Here is a 14,681-nt window from a genome sequence, read left to right on the forward strand (position 1 = left end):
CCCAGGCCGGAAATGACCCACGGATCAGTCAGGAGAGCCCCTTTTCCCTCCGCCGCGAGGCCGTGACGGAGGGTGCGTGGCTCACCTCGTCGACGAGCCGCGGCCCGGCGCGCAGGCGGTCGGCACGGGGTAGAGCGCCCGGATCTCCTCGGCGCGGGAGCGGGCGAGGTTCCAGCCCGGCAGGCTCTGCTCGTCGCCCGCGCCGTGGACCTGGTGCTCCGAGAGGATGCAGGTCTTCAGCTGCGCCGGGAGCGAGCTGGTGTGGATGGCCGGCACGGCGTCGCCCGGCAGGCTGCTCAGGTACTCGGTGTCGAGCCTGCCGGTCTCCTCCCACCGCTGGATGTTGTGCTCGGCCACCCGGGCACTGGTGTTGCCGACCGTGCCGACGATCGTCAGGGCCGCGGCCGTGACGAGCACCGCCCGACCGACCCATCGGCGGGACGGCGTGAAGAGCGAGACGAGGACCGCGAGTACGACGAGCCCGAGCCAGATCTCGAAGAGGTCGGCGTTGACGCGCAGCGTCGTGTACCCGTACGCGTCCTGGTAGAGCGCCATCCGGCGCAGGGCGGAGGCGACGACGAGCAGCGTGAGGACGCACAGCGCCGCGTTCATCGCCCGCATGACCGTGCGGTCGCGGTCTGTGCTCGTGCGTCCCAGGGTGCGCACCCCCGCGACGAGGAGCAGGACGAGCGCGGTGGCGAGCGTCAGTTGCCCGAAGCCCTGGCGGGCCGACTCGGCGTAGGTCACCCCTGCGGTTCGCAGGACGTAGTCGTGCCCGCCGACGACCGCGGCGGCCTGCGCGACGACGAAGGCGACGAAGATCGCGATGACGACACCGAGGGGGACCTGCCACTCGCGCTCTGGGATGCGCGGCGAGGGCCTCGCGCCGTCGACGACGGGCGGGTTGATCGCGAGGTAGAGGCCCGCGAGGGTCACCCCGGCGAAGAAGACGAGCACGAAGACGCGCAGGACGGCCATGTCGCTGATCTCGGGGACGAGCGCCGAGGTCCAGGACCCGAGGACGGCGTCGGCGGAGGCGAGCAGCCCACCGAAGACGAGGAGCAGGACGAGGCTCACGGCGCCGGTACGCAGGATCGACCACGCGCTGCCCCGGCGGGCCAGGATCCGAATCGTCCGGTCGAGCAGCGGCAGACCGCGCAGCGCGGAGAGCGGCCAGGCGATGACCGAGGCCGCGATGCCCGCGACGGTGCGTGCGTCGGTGCACGCGGTGGCGGCGAGCACGCCGGCGACGGCGACCGCGAAGAAGCTCGTCGCCGGGTCGTCGCGCAGCACCGTCGTGAGGCCGAGCGGCAGCGCGAGCGCCGCCGTGCACCACGACCAGGGCGCGGCGCGACGCGGCGAGGCGAACCACAGCGCCGCGCCGCCGGCGGTGAGCACGACGAGCAGGCCGAGCCCGATCGCGTTGCCCGGCAGGAGGACCGCGGCGAGCAGCCCGACGGCGAGCGCGGCGAGCAGCAGCCGGGGCCGCCCCTCGCTCGTGCGCTCTGGCCACCACCGCGCCAGCGAGAGGGAAGGGGGTGCCGCACCCGCCCCCTGCCCTTCGAGACGCTCGCCCGCTGCGCGGACTCCCTCCTCAGGAACCGGAGGCGCGCTCGCGCCGTGTCGAAGGGGCGTGGTGGGTACGGGCTGGGCGGTCATGGCGGTCTCCTGTGTGGTGAGCGGGGCGGGCGAGGGGGAGGGGCGTGGCGGGACGAGCGGGAGCGTCATCTGGATCCGCGCTCCGGCACCCGTGCCGACCGTGCGGATGCTGCCTCCGTGCATCGACGCGACCCACGCGGCGATGGCCAGGCCGAGGCCGGTGCCACCCCCTTCGTCCCCGCCGGGACCGAAGCGGTGGAAGAGGCGCTCGGCGCGCTCGGGCGAGAGCCCCGGACCCTCGTCGGCGACGGTGAGCTGCCAGCGCTCGGCTTCGGCGCGGGCGGTGAGGGTGACGGTGCCGCCGGCGGGGCTGTGCCGGACGGCGTTGTCGAGCAGGTTGGCGGTCACCTGGGCGAGCCGGGCACGGTCGCCGGTGACGGTGAGGTCGGTGGGCTCGACGTCGGCGACGAGCGTGAGCTCGCGGCCCTGGAGGCGGGCCTCGTCCATGGCCTCGTCGAGGAGCTCGTGGACACGGATACGGCTGGGGGACAACGGGATCCCGCGGCCGTCGGGGCGGGAGAGGTCGAGCAGGTCGGTGACGAGGGCACCGAGCCGCTCGGACTGCGCGAGCGCCGCGCCGAGGGTCGTGTCGTCGGGGGCGACGACGCCGTCGACGAGGTTCTCCAGCAGGGCCTGCTGGGCGCTGAGGGGCGTGCGCAGCTCGTGGGCGACCGTCGCGACGAGGCGTCGCCGGTGCTCCTCGGCCTCGCGCAGCTCGCCCGCCATCGAGCTGAAGGCCCGCGCGAGGCTCCCCACCTCGTCCTGCCCGCTCGTCGTGATCTGTGCGTCGTAGTCGCCGCGCGCCATCCGCTGCGCGGCCTCGGTCATCTGGAGCAGCGGCGTCGTCATCCCGGTGGCGAGCCAGCGGGTGATGACGAGCGCCACGCCGATCGTCGCCGGCAGGCCGAGCCAGAGCGGGACCCCGGCGTCGGTCCCGATCGTGCCGACGACGGCCGCGACGACGACGCTGGCGCCGACGAGCACGCCGAGGCGGGTCCGGATCGAGGTCAGCTCCAGCAGGGGAGCGGAGCGGCTCATCGACCCGTCCCGTCGTCGAGGGCGTAGCCGACGCCGTGGACGGTGCGGATGCGGTGGCTGCCGACCTTGGCGCGCAGCGACTTGACGTGGCTGTCCAGGCTGCCGCGACCCAGGCTCTCGTCCCAGCCCCACAGGTCGGCGACGATCCGCTCGCGGCGCGCGACCGAGCCGGGTTCGCGGGCGAGGAGGGCGAGGAGGTCGAACTCGGTCGGTGTCAGGTGCACGGCGAGCCCCTCGACGGTGCAGCGCCGGGTGCGTGCGTCGAGCACGAGGCCGTCGAGGGTCACCGGCCCGGCGTCGCGCGAGAGCTCCGCGGCACGCTCGATGCGGCGCAGCAGCGCGCGGACCCGGGCGACGACCTCGCGCATGCGGAAGGGCTTGGTGAGGTAGTCGTCGGCGCCGACACCGAGCCCGACGAGGATGTCGCTCTCGTCGTCGCGGGCGGTGAGCATCAGCACCGGCACCGGGCGCTCGGCCTGGATCCGGCGGCACACCTCCAGCCCGTCGAAGCCCGGCAGCATGAGGTCGAGGACGACCACCTCGGGGTGGTGCTCGGCGTGGGCCGCCACCGCCCCCGGCCCGTCGTGGGCCTGCGACACCTCGAAGCCCTCCGCGACGAACCGGTCGGTCAGCGCCTGGTTGATCGTCGGGTCGTCCTCGACGACGAGGACCCGTCGCGGCGCGTGGGTGGAGGTCATGGGTTCAGGCTAGGCAGCGCGATCGGTGGATCCCGGGGACGACGTGTGGAGATTGTCTGCAGATCCCGGAGTCCGCATTCCCCTAGGGCAATGCGGGATCAGGTGCGCATTCCCCTAGGGCAATGCGGGATCAGGTGCGCATTCCCCTAGGGCAATGCGTGTTCAGGTGCGCAGTCCCCTAGGGCAATGCGGGATCAGGTGCGCATTCCCCTAGGGCAATGCGTGTTCAGGTGCGCAGTCCCCTAGGGCAATGCGGGATCAGGTGCGCATTCCCCTAGGGCAATGCGTGTTCAGGTGCGCAGTCCCCTAGGGCAATGCGGGATCAGGTGCGCATTCCCCTAGGGCAATGCGGGTTCAGGGCGAAGGGGGAAGGGAGGGGAGGGTCAGGTCACCGGCAGACGGGAGATGAACTGCCGCAGCTGCTCGATGTTGCGCACCTCGTGCATGTCGACGACCTCGGCGTAGCGGCTCGCGACGGAGTCGCCGGTGTCCCACATGCGGGCCGGCTCGGGGTTGAGCCAGGCGGCGTGCTTGGCCTGCCGCACGAGGGTCCGCAGCGCCTCGACCCGTGGGTCGGTGCCGTTGGTGCGGGCGTCGCCGAGGACGAGCACCGTCGAGCGGGGACCGATGGCGTCGAGGTGGTGCTCGACCGCGTCCTCGAAGGCGGCACCGTAGTCGCTGGACCCGTGCCACCGCGTCATCTGCGCCTCGCGGGCCACGCGCTCGCTGATGTCCTCGCCGACCCGCGACTCGCGCACGAGGTCGGTGATGTCGTCGCAGGTGTTGACGAACCCAATGAACCGCACCCGGCGGAAGACGCCGGCGAGCGACTGGAGCAGCAGCATCGTGAAGCGGGAGAAGCCCGCGACCGAGCCCGACATGTCGCACAGCAGCACGATGTCGGCGCGGCTGCGGTGACGCCGCTTGTACTCCGGCCGCACCGGCACGCCACCCGTCGACATCGCCGAGCGGAGGGTGCGTCGGATGTCGATGCTGCCGCGCGCATGGCGCCGCTGGCGGGCGGCGAGCTTGGCCGCGAGCTTGCGCGACAGCGGGCCGATGACGGCCTGCAGCTCGGCCGCCTCGGTCGTGCCGGTGAGCAGGAAGTCCTTGCGCTCCAAGGGGTCCCGCACGCCGAAGCGCGAGATGCGCTCGCGGCCGCGGACCTCCGCGTTGCGCCGCGCGGCCTCGGTCTCGACGGCCCGGCGGAAGGCGGCGACGCGCCCGCGGATCTCGTCGCGGTCGTAGCGGTTGCTGAGCCGCTCGGGCCGCCACGGGCTCCCGGCGCCGCCACCGCCCGAGGCGCCGGACCCCGAGCCGGTGCCCCCACCCCCTTCGCCCGCTCCGCCCGGCACGTCGCCGGCGTCCCGGGCGCGTTGCAGCGCAGCGGCGATCGCCGTCTGCGGCGCGAGCCGGTCGAGCGTCTGGCTCGCGGACCACCCGCCCGTCGTCGCCTCGTTGGCCAGGCGGCCGAGCTCGCTGAGCGCCCGCGCGGCGAGCTCCTCGAGGCCGCGCTCGTCGTCCCGGGCGAGGGCGTCCACGAGGTCCTCGCGGATGGCGGCGGCACGCGCGCGGGCGCCGGCGGTGTCGGTCGGCACCGGGTCGCCGGCCGCCCCCGTGCGACCGCCGACGGCCGGCGGGAAGTGGATGTCGAAGAGCTGGTCGAAGACGGCGCGGTCGGCCGAGCGGCGCATCATCGCCGCGGCCGTGCCGGCCCGCAGCCGTTCGCGGTCGTCGAGCCCGAGGACGGTGGCGACCGCGGCCGCGTCGGCGACCTCGGACGTCCCGACGGTCACGCCGTGCAGCCGCAGCGAGCGCGCGAGGTCGACGAGGCGCTCGCCGAGCGGGTCACGCGAGGGCACGGTCCAGGTCCAGCTGCGCGATCGCCATGTCGATGTCCTCGCGGTGCTTGAGCACGACACCGAGGGTGGCGCGCAGGAGCTGCGGGTCGGGCTCGTCGCCGGCTCCGAGGCTGACGAGGGTGCGGGCCCAGTCGATCGTCTCGGCGACCGAGGGCGACTTGCGCAGCCGCATCCGGCGCAGCGCACCCACGAGCCGCACGATCGAGTCGGCGAGGGCGTCCTCGAGGCCGGGCACGGAGAGCGCGACGATCCGGCGCTCGAGCTCGGCCTCCGGGTAGTCGATGTGCAGGTAGAGGCAGCGGCGGCGCAGGGCCTCCGAGAGCTCCCTCGTGGCATTGGAGGTCAGGACGACGAAGGGGGTCTGGCTCGCCCGGATCGTCCCGAGCTCGGGGACCGTGACCTGGAAGTCCGAGAGCACCTCGAGCAGCAGCCCCTCGATCTCGACGTCGGCCTTGTCGAGCTCGTCGATGAGCAGCACGGTCGGGTGCTCGTTGCGGATCGCGGTGAGCAGCGGGCGGGAGAGGAGGAACTCGTCGGTGAAGATGTCCTCCTTGACCGACGTCCAGTCGGCCTCGTCGGCGCCCCGGGAGTCGTGGTGGGCACCGGCGGCGGTGATGCGCAGCAGCTGCTTGGCGTGGTTCCACTCGTAGAGGGCGCGGGCCTCGTCGACGCCCTCGTAGCACTGGAGGCGCACGAGCTCGCCGTCCGTCGCGGCCGAGACGGCAGCCGAGAGGGCGGTCTTGCCCACACCGGCCGGCCCCTCGATGAGCAGCGGCTTGCCGAGCTGGTCGGCGAGGTAGACCGTCGTCGCGATCGCGTCGGAGGCGAGGTAGCCGTGGGCCGCGAGCCGCTCACGGACGTCGTCGACGGAGGCGAAGCGGGGGGTGTGCGTCATGGGCGCCAGTCTGCCGGAGGGCTCGGGGCGCGTCCGCTCCGGTCCGCGGGGTCGATGGATACGGTGGGCGCCACGCCCTTCGCCACCTCCCAGGACGGACCCCACGTGAGCGACGACCAGATCCGGCGCCTGAAGAGCCGGAACCAGGCCCTGACCGCGGAGCTCGACCTGCTGCGCGGCTTCAGCAGGCACCCCTTCGACGACATCGACCTGCCCCCGCGGGTCGCGGACGTGGTGACGGGCGTGCGCGAGGAGTCCCTGACCTACCTCAAGGAGGCGGACCTGCGCCTGCTCGCCGAGCTCGTCGCCGAGGCCGACCGCGCCGGTCGCGAGGGCCTGGTCCTCGAGTGCGGCACCGCGCTCGGCGGGTCCGCGATCGTCATGGGTGCGGCCAAGGCCGCAGGTCGCCCCATGCGGGTCTTCGACGTCTTCGGGATGATCCCGCCACCCACCGAGGAGGACGGGGCCGACGTCCACGAGCGGTACGAGACGATCCGGCGCGGTGAGTCCGGGGGTCTCGGCGGCCAGACGTACTACGGCTACCGCGAGGACCTGCTCGGCGAGGTGACCGCCTCCTTCGCCCGCCACGGGGTCCCGGTGGCGGACAACGACATCGAGCTGGTGCGCGGACTCTTCGAGGACACCGTGCACGTCGACGGCCCGGTCGCCCTGGCGCACCTCGACGGCGACTGGTACGCATCGACGAAGGTCTGCCTCGAGCGGATCGCCCCACATGTCGTGCCGGGCGGCCGCATCGTCCTCGACGACTACTACCACTGGTCCGGGGCGCGCACGGCGACCGACGAGTACTTCGACGGGCGGCCGGGCTGGCGCGTCGAGCACCGGGCCAAGGTGCACGTGGTGCGGGAGGGCTGAGGTGGCGCCCCGCGTCATCCACACCGCCCAGGCGCTCGTCGACGTCGTCGTCGAGGTGCCCGGCCTGCCGCGTCGCGGCGGCAACGCCATGGCGACGGACGCCACCCGGTACGCCGGGGGAGCGGTGACGACCCTCCTCGCGGCGGCCCGCTCGGGCGCCGAGGCGGTCCACGCCGGTGCCCACGGTCGGGGACCCAACGGCGACCTCGTGCGCGAGACCCTTGCGGCAGAAGGGGTCTCGTTGTCCGCGCCTGTCGTCGAGGAGCTCGACACCGGCATCTGCGTCGTCATGGTCGAGCCGTCTGCGGAGCGCACCTTCGTCACGACCCAGGACGCCGAGCGGCGGATCAGCGTCGAGTCCCTGCAGACGAGCGCACCCGTCGCGGGCGACCTCGTGTGCGTCAGCGGCTACAGCCTCGTGGGTCGCACCAGGGACCCGATCGTCGCCTGGCTCGAGTTACTTCCCGCCGGGGTCCTCGTCGTGCTCGACCCAGGTGCCGTCTTCGCCGAGCTGGACCCCTCCCTTCGCTCCCGGGTCGTCGCGCTCACCGACGTCTGGACGGGCAATGCGGAGGAGTCCGAGGACTTCGGCGGGGCGCCGGGGATGGGTCCGGCCGCCGAGGCCGTCGCCGCCCACCTCCGCCACGGGGCCGTGGCGGTCGTCCGGGACGGCGACCGGGGGTGCGCGGTGCACGCCGACGGTAAGACCTTCGTCGTGCCAGGGTTCCCCGAGACCCCGGTCGACACCAACGGCGCGGGCGACACGCACACCGGCGTCCTCCTCGCCGAGCGGGCGAAGGGGGCCACCTGGCCGGATGCCTGCCGCCGGGCCAACGCCGCCGGCGCGATCAAGGTGACCCGCAAGGGGCCGACGAGCGCGCCCACCGCCGCGGAGATCGACGCCTACCTGGCGGCTGCCCGCTCGTCGACCAGCTCGGCGTAGACCACCACGTTGTCGACGTGGTGCCCCGTCTCCCCGTCGAAGTGGCCACCGCAGGTGATCAGCCGCAGCGCGGCGTGGTCGACCTCGCCGTAGACGTCGTCGGTGGGGAACTTCGTCTTGGGGTACTGCCCGATGTCGCTCACCTCGAACACGGCGGTCGAGCCGTCCGCCCGCTCGACCTCGACCCGCTGGCCCTCGCGCATCGAGCCGAGCTCGAAGAAGACGGCAGGCTCCTTGTCCCAGGTGACGTGCGCGGCCAGGACGGATGGTCCGAGCTCGCCCGGGGTGGGGCTCCCGGTGAACCAGCCCGTGCTCGTGCCGTCCTGCGGGACCTCCATCGTCCGGTCGGCCTGCAGGCCGAGGTCGGTGATCGAGCTGCTCACCCCGAGCGACGGGATCGAGATCGACGTGGGGCGCGACCGAGACATCCGCTCGGCGGTGGGCTCGGGCGCGGGATCGGACGACGGGGACGGGCTCGTCGGGGCCGGGTCCATGTGGTGACCGGCGTGCCCGCCCTCCGACACCGCCGCGGGGGGCGGCGTCCGGGTCTCCTGCTGCGAGAGGCCGTAGGCGGTCAGGCCGCTGCCGGCGACGGCGAGGGCGAGGACCGCGACCGCCACGCCCTTCGCGCGGCGGTCGCGGCCCTGGGTGTCGTGCGGCACGACCTGCTCAGCTCTCCTGCGTCAGGCGACGACGCATGACGAGCAGGCCGGCCGCGCCCGCCATGGCGAGGGCGCCGGCGCCCAGCGCACCCTTGGCCTCGAGGCCCTCGGTCGTGCCGCCACCGGTCTGGACGCCACCGGTGGGTGCCGCTGCGACCGCGGCCCCCGTCACGGTGCCGCAGGTCGCCGGGTTGGTGGCCTCCTCCGGGATGCCCTTGACGCCGAGGGACTTCGCCAGGCTGGACTCGCCGAGCGCGTCCATGTCGTACTTGCCGTTGCCGTTGGCGTCGAGGCCGTGCTGGACGACGTGCAGGTTCTTCAGCTTGGGCCCGGCCCCCTCGGGGAGGGTGATCGTCCGCGAGTACCTCAGGTTGCCGTCGGCGTCCGCGACGGGCATGCGGTCCACGGCCAGGCCGCTCTTCGGGCTCGTGTCCCCCTTCGTCGTCAGCGAGATCATGATGTCGCCGTAGGTCGGCAGGCCCTCCTCGGTGTCGACCTGGCCGTCGCCGTCCTTGTCGGCCGCGGGCGTGGGGCACGTGAAGTCCTTGTTCTCGTCGAACGAGCCGTGGAAGTGCTGGGCGTGCGGCGAGCTCGGGGTGAACCCGGTGCCCGTGATGTCGACCGTCATCTGGTCGCCCGCCACGGTGACCGTGGCGGTGGACGTCGACCCGCTGTCGTTGCCCATCGTGTCGGTGAGGTTCATCGTCCACGTCTCGTCGGCGCTCGCGCCGGTGGCTCCCGCGAAGAGGATCGCGCACGCGGCCGGGGTGGCGAGAGCGGCCTTGGTGAAGGTGTGCATACCTGACTCCTGTGTCGTTGGCCGGGCCGATCTCGGGTGACCGGTGGGGCCTCGTGCCGGGACTTCGGAGCGAAGGGGGAGGACGGATTGGTCAGCGGGCGTCGAGCTCGTCGCGGCAGCGCTGCTCGAAGGTGTCGAGCTCGGCGAGGGCGTCGTCGATGTCGCGCCGCCGGCGCTGCAGGTCCTCGCGCCGCTCGTCGATCTGCCCGAGCACGTACTCGAGCTGGCTGGCATGCCCCCGGGGCGCGTCGTAGAGGTCGATGATCGTGGCGATCTCGTCGAGGGGGAAGCCCAGGCGCCGCCCCCGCAGCACGAGGGCCAGGCGGGTGCGGTCGCGGCGGTGGAAGATCCGGGTCGTCCCTCGCCGCTCCGGGGAGATCAGGCCGAGGGCCTCGTAGTGGCGGATCGTGCGCGTCGTCACGCCGAACTCGTCCGCCATCTCGCGGATCGTCCAGGTCGCGCTTGTCATGGACGGGAGCATGCTTTACGTTGACGTCAACGTCAAGCGCCCTTCGTCTCGGAAGACACGACATGTTCGAGCTCTCGCAGGACCACGAGGACTTCCGCGCCAGCGTGCGCGACTTCGCCGACAAGGAGGTCGAGCCGCACGTCGCCCGGTGGGACAAGGACCACCACCTGCCCCTCGAGGTCGTGCGCCGGATGGGCGACCTGGGGCTCTTCGGCCTCGTCGTCCCCGAGCGCTGGGGCGGCTCCGCCGAGACCGTCGACGGCGTGGTGCAGTCCGACTTCACCGCCCTGTGCGTCGCGATCGAGGAGCTCGGCCGGGTCGACCAGTCGATCGGCATCACCCTGTCGGCGGGCGTCGGCCTGGGCATCAACCCGATCCTCACCTACGGCACGGACGAGCAGCGCGACACCTGGCTGCCCGACCTCGTCGCCGGGCGCGCGCTCGCCGGCTTCGGCCTCACCGAGCCCGATGCCGGCTCCGACGCCGGTGGCACCCGGACGACCGCCCGGCGCGACGGCGACGAGTGGGTCATCGACGGCGCCAAGTCCTTCATCACCAACTCGGGCACCGACATCACCTCGCTCGTCACCGTGACGGTCCGCACCGGCACGAGCGCCGAGGGCCGCCCGCAGATCTCGGCGATCATCGTGCCGAGCGGCACCCCCGGCTTCACCGTCGAGGAGCCCTACGACAAGCTCGGCTGGCACATCTCCGACACCCACGGGCTGTCCTTCGCCGGCTGCCGCGTGCCCGCCGACCACCTCGTCGGCGAGGAGGGGCAGGGCTTCCGTCAGTTCCTCAAGACCCTCGACGACGGGCGGATCGCGATCTCCGCGCTCGCCACCGGCCTGACCCAGCGGATGCTCGAGCTGTCGACGGAGTATGCCCAGACGCGCACCTCCTTCGGGCGCCCGATCGGGGCCAACCAGGGCGTGAGCTTCCAGGTCTCCGACCTCGCGGTCATGGCCGAGACCTCCCGCGTGCTCACCTACAAGGCCGCGTGGCTCAAGGACGAGGCCGACCGCGGCCGCCGCTCCGCCAAGGAGGTCGCCAGGGCGGCCTCGATCGCCAAGCTCTACACCTCCGAGGCGGCCGTGAGCGCCACCCGCATCGCGACCCAGGTCTTCGGGGGCAACGGCTTCATGGAGGAGTACCCGGTCGCACGCTTCTACCGCGACGCCAAGATCCTCGAGATCGGCGAGGGCACCTCCGAGGTCCAGCGCATGGTCATCGCCCGCCACCTCGGCCTGCCGGTCTGAGCGAGCGACGAGCGAAGGGAGCACCACCCGTGAGCACCTACCCTCTCGATCCCAAGGTCGAGGACGTCCGTCGCCGCATCCGCGAGGCCCACGAGGCCTCCGAGCGCCCGAGCGAGCAGGCCGCCGCCAAGCTCGAGGCGCAGGGCAAGCTCTACGTCCGCGACCGGATCGCCCTGCTCGTCGACGAGGGCTCCTTCGTCGAGGACGGCCGCTACGCCAACGCCCTCGCCCCGGGGCTCCCGGCCGACGGCGTCGTCACCGGCCGTGGCCTCGTCGACGACCGGCCGGTCATCGTCATCGCCAACGACCCGACGGTCAAGGCCGGCTCGTGGGGCGCCCGCACGGTGGAGAAGATCGTGCGCGCCACCGAGACCGCGCTGCGCGAGGAGCTGCCGGTCTTCTGGCTGGTCGACTCCGCCGGTGCGCGGATCACCGACCAGGTCGAGATGTTCCCCGGCCGCCGCGGCGCCGGCCACATCTTCCACAACCAGGTCGCGCTGTCGGGCCGGGTCCCGCAGATCTGCTGCCTCTTCGGCCCGAGCGCCGCGGGCGGCGCGTACATCCCCTCCTTCACCGACCTCGTGATCATGGTCGAGGGCAACGCGTCGATGTACCTCGGTAGCCCGCGCATGGCCGAGATGGTCGTGGGGGAGCGGGTCTCCCTGGAGGAGATGGGTGGCGCCCGCATGCACTGCACCGTGAGCGGCGTCGGTGACGTGCTCGTCGGTGACGACGCCGAGGCGATCGAGACGGCGCGGCTGTGGCTGAGCTATCTCCCGCTCAGCTGGCGGAGCGACCTGCCCACCTACCTCCCGGAGGAGCCGGCGGTACCCCTCACGGCCGCGACGATCCCGGAGCGCGAGTCGCAGCCCTTCGACGTCCACGACGTCATCGACGGCCTCGTCGACGACGACTCCTTCTTCGAGGTCAAGCAGCTCTTCGCGCCCGAGCTCGTCGTGGGCCTGGGCCGGATGGCGGGCGAGACCGTCGGCATCGTCGCCAACAACTCGATGGCCAAGGGTGGCGTGCTCTTCACCGACAGTGCCGACAAGGCCGCGCGCTTCATCTGGCTCTGCGACGCCTACTCGATCCCGCTCGTCTACCTCGCGGACGTCCCCGGGTTCATGATCGGCGCCGAGGTCGAGCGGGGTGGCATCATCCGCCACGGCGCCAAGATGGTCTCCGCGGTGGCCTCGGCGACGGTGCCGCAGTTCTGCGTCATCGTCCGCAAGGCCTACGGTGCCGGGCTCTACGCGATGGGCGGGCCGGGCTTCGCGCCCGACGCGACGATCGCGCTGCCGACCGCCCGCATCGCCGTCATGGGCCCCGAGGCCGCGGTCAACGCGGTCTACGCCAACAAGATCGCCCAGGTCGAGGCCGACGAAGGGGAGGCCGCCCGCGACGATTTCATCGCCGCCCGTCGCGCCGAGTACGAGGAGGACGTCGACCTCGAGCGCCTCGCCGCCGACCTCGTCCTCGACCAGGTCATCGAGCCGGAGGAGCTGCGGGGCGAGCTGCTCGCCCGACTGCGCCACGCGCGGGGTCGCGACCGCCGGTTCACCGAGCGCCGTCGGGGGATCCCGCCCGTCTGACCTGGGGCGGCGACCGGGGTCCTGCCGTTCGCGCTGCGAGATCGCTCGCTCTTCCTTACCGTTGGGTAGCCACGTCCCCTGACGAAGGAAACACCCTGATGACGCGCTGGACAGCCCCCTTCGCCGCCGCAGCCTGTGCGATCGGCCTCGTCGCCACCGCCGGCTCCGCCGGCGCCGCCACCAACGACCCGCTCCGCCCCGACCTGTGGGGGCTCGACCAGGTGCACGCCGAGCAGGCCTGGTCCTCCGGCCGCGGTGCGGGCGTCGTCGTCGCCGTCGTCGACACCGGCGTCGACCTCGGTCACCCGGACCTGCAGGGTCGTCTCGTGCCCGGGGCCGACTTCGTCTGCGGCGAGGCCACCGGGTCCTGCGGCGACGGCAGCTGGCAGGGGCAGGACGGTGTGGGCCAGGACCCCGACGTCCACGGCACCCACGTGGCCGGCACGATCGTCGGCACGGCGGACAACGGCATCGGCGTCGCCGGCGTCGCGCCCGACGCCCAGGTCATGCCGATCAAGGTCCTCGAGGACGGCTCCGGCACCAACGAGGACATCGCCGAGGGCATCCGCTACGCGGCCGACCACGATGCCGACGTCGTCAACCTCAGCCTCGGCGGCCTGCCCGGCACGCAGATCTTCTCCATCCTCGGTCTCGACACGACGATGATGGACGCGATCCAGTACGCCCGCGACAAGGGCACGTTGACCGTCGCCGCGGCCGGCAACTCCTCGACCCTCGTCTGCAACGACCCGGCCTTCAGCAGCGACTCGATCTGCGTGGGCGCGACCGACCGCGACGAGCAGAAGTCCTACTTCTCCGAGCTCCCGGTGAAGCTCAGCGGCAAGGGCGTCGCCGCCCCCGGCGGGTCCGGCCGCCTCCTCGGCGGGGAGTGCTCCGACGACATCCTCTCCACCGTCCCCCGCGGCACCGGCACGGACGAGTGCGGCGAGGGCACGGACTACGCCGCCTTCGCCGGGACCTCGATGGCGACCCCGCACGTCGCCGGCGTCGCGGCGATCCTCTACGGACAGGGTCGTGACCTGGCCGACGTCGAGCAGGCCATCCTCGCCACCTCGCGCGACCCGCTGCTCGGCACCCGCGGCGGCTTCAGCCCGCTCTACGGCCGCGGCATCGTCGACGCCGAGGCGGCCGTCGCCTACCCGCGCGGCTGAGCCGATCAGGCCTGCGGCGCCGCTGACACCGTCCACCACGCCACGTCGAGGTCGGTGAGCAGGCGCCGCAGCAGCGGCAGGCACAGGCCGATGACGGTGCTCGGGTGGCCCTCGATCCGCTCCACGAAGGGGGCGCCCAGCCCGTCGATCGTGAAGCCCCCGGCCACGTGCAGCGGCTCCCCGGTGGCGACGTAGCCGTCGACCTCCGCATCCGACGCCCCGGTGAAGTGCACGCGTGCACTCGCCGGGGCGCCGGCCGTCCTGCCGGTGCGCAGGTCGATCACGTGGTGCCCGGTGTGCAGCTCGCCGGAGCGCCCGCGCATCGTGCGCCAGCGCTCCCGCGCCACCTCGGCCGTCCCCGGTTTCCCGTGGACCCGACCGTCCATCTCGAGGACGGAGTCGCAGGCGATGACCAGGTCGGTCCCGGGGGGCAGGCGATCGGCGACGGAGGCCCCCTTCGCCTCCGCGAGGAGCTGGGCCAGCGCGGCCGGGGACAGGTGTGGGTCACGCTGCCGGGCCGCCGCCTCGAGCGTCGGCTCGTCGACGTGGCTCACCACGACCTGCGGATCGATGCCGGCGGCACGCAGCAGGGCCAGACGTGCGGGGGATGCGGAGGCGAGGACGACTGAGGTCATGGCCACATCATCACCCAGTTGCCGCGAGATGACTGACGGGTAACATAGGGCCCACCACCACACCGACGATGTCGTCCGCAGGGAGCCACCACACCTGTCCGGGGGACCTCGACCCCTCCCTC

13 protein-coding genes are annotated in these 14,681 nt (G+C 73.0%); 5 read left to right on the plus strand and 8 right to left on the minus strand.

Features of this window, described 5'->3' with window-relative positions:
• Window positions 1-81 precede the first annotated feature (81 nt).
• The 4 genes from ABC138_RS13935 to ABC138_RS13950 form a co-directional block, all read right to left on the minus strand.
• Window positions 82-2,697 (minus strand): DUF4153 domain-containing protein, encoded by a 2,616-nt coding sequence (locus tag ABC138_RS13935; protein ID WP_345914070.1) that lies wholly within the window; start codon window positions 2,695-2,697, stop codon window positions 82-84.
• The gene (locus ABC138_RS13940) at window positions 2,694-3,395 is read right to left on the minus strand and encodes a response regulator transcription factor (protein ID WP_068321994.1); all 702 of its coding nucleotides are present in this window, start codon (window positions 3,393-3,395) and stop codon (window positions 2,694-2,696) included. Before ABC138_RS13940 ends, ABC138_RS13935 begins: the two co-directional genes overlap by 4 nt.
• Before the next feature lie 383 nt (window positions 3,396-3,778).
• Window positions 3,779-5,257 carry a VWA domain-containing protein gene (locus ABC138_RS13945; RefSeq protein WP_345914071.1) on the minus strand — a complete coding sequence of 493 codons (1,479 nt, stop codon included), beginning with the start codon at window positions 5,255-5,257 and terminating at the stop codon, window positions 3,779-3,781.
• The gene (locus ABC138_RS13950) at window positions 5,244-6,152 is read right to left on the minus strand and encodes a MoxR family ATPase (protein ID WP_068322002.1); all 909 of its coding nucleotides are present in this window, start codon (window positions 6,150-6,152) and stop codon (window positions 5,244-5,246) included. The genes ABC138_RS13945 and ABC138_RS13950 overlap by 14 nt, the downstream gene beginning before the upstream one ends.
• Window positions 6,153-6,257: 105 nt before the next feature.
• On the opposite strand from ABC138_RS13950, the gene ABC138_RS13955 reads away from it, so the two are divergent.
• Both ABC138_RS13955 and ABC138_RS13960 read left to right on the plus strand, forming a co-directional pair.
• Window positions 6,258-7,028 (plus strand): TylF/MycF/NovP-related O-methyltransferase, encoded by a 771-nt coding sequence (locus ABC138_RS13955; RefSeq protein WP_255218223.1) that lies wholly within the window; start codon window positions 6,258-6,260, stop codon window positions 7,026-7,028.
• A 1-nt stretch (window position 7,029) separates the two neighbouring features.
• Complete coding sequence (locus ABC138_RS13960; RefSeq protein WP_068322010.1) at window positions 7,030-7,971, plus strand: PfkB family carbohydrate kinase; 942 nt, start codon at window positions 7,030-7,032, stop codon at window positions 7,969-7,971.
• Here ABC138_RS13960 and ABC138_RS13965 read toward each other — a convergent pair.
• From ABC138_RS13965 to ABC138_RS13975, 3 genes are all read right to left on the minus strand, one after another.
• Window positions 7,932-8,633, minus strand: a complete 702-nt coding sequence (locus tag ABC138_RS13965) for a class F sortase (RefSeq protein ID WP_068423883.1) — start codon at window positions 8,631-8,633, stop codon at window positions 7,932-7,934. The two genes, ABC138_RS13960 and ABC138_RS13965, sit on opposite strands and share 40 nt — an antisense overlap.
• A 7-nt stretch (window positions 8,634-8,640) precedes the next feature.
• Window positions 8,641-9,432: a hypothetical protein gene (locus ABC138_RS13970; protein WP_068423885.1), complete on the minus strand. Its 792-nt coding sequence runs from the start codon at window positions 9,430-9,432 to the stop codon at window positions 8,641-8,643.
• A 91-nt stretch (window positions 9,433-9,523) separates the two neighbouring features.
• Window positions 9,524-9,901, minus strand: coding sequence for a MerR family DNA-binding transcriptional regulator (locus ABC138_RS13975; RefSeq protein WP_068322510.1), 378 nt, complete (start codon window positions 9,899-9,901; stop codon window positions 9,524-9,526).
• Between the two features lie 62 nt (window positions 9,902-9,963).
• Between ABC138_RS13975 and ABC138_RS13980 the strand changes: the two genes are divergently transcribed.
• The 3 genes from ABC138_RS13980 to ABC138_RS13990 all read left to right on the plus strand — a co-directional run bounded on the left by ABC138_RS13980 (window position 9,964) and on the right by ABC138_RS13990 (window position 13,924).
• A complete protein-coding gene (locus ABC138_RS13980; RefSeq protein ID WP_068322018.1) occupies window positions 9,964-11,160 on the plus strand; it encodes an acyl-CoA dehydrogenase family protein in 1,197 nt (398 codons plus the stop codon).
• A gap of 29 nt (window positions 11,161-11,189) precedes the next feature.
• A complete protein-coding gene (locus ABC138_RS13985) occupies window positions 11,190-12,752 on the plus strand; it encodes an acyl-CoA carboxylase subunit beta (RefSeq protein ID WP_068322022.1) in 1,563 nt (520 codons plus the stop codon).
• Between the two features lie 98 nt (window positions 12,753-12,850).
• Complete coding sequence (locus tag ABC138_RS13990; RefSeq protein WP_068322028.1) at window positions 12,851-13,924, plus strand: S8 family serine peptidase; 1,074 nt, start codon at window positions 12,851-12,853, stop codon at window positions 13,922-13,924.
• Window positions 13,925-13,929: 5 nt separating this feature from the next.
• Here the strand turns inward: ABC138_RS13990 and ABC138_RS13995 are convergent, their stop codons facing one another.
• Entirely contained in the window at window positions 13,930-14,559 is a 630-nt protein-coding gene (locus ABC138_RS13995; RefSeq protein WP_068423889.1) for a nucleoside triphosphate pyrophosphatase, read from the minus strand.
• Window positions 14,560-14,681 lie beyond the last annotated feature (122 nt).

It is taken from the genome of Janibacter sp. LM (assembly GCF_039631275.1).
GTDB lineage: Bacteria > Actinomycetota > Actinomycetes > Actinomycetales > Dermatophilaceae > Janibacter > Janibacter terrae.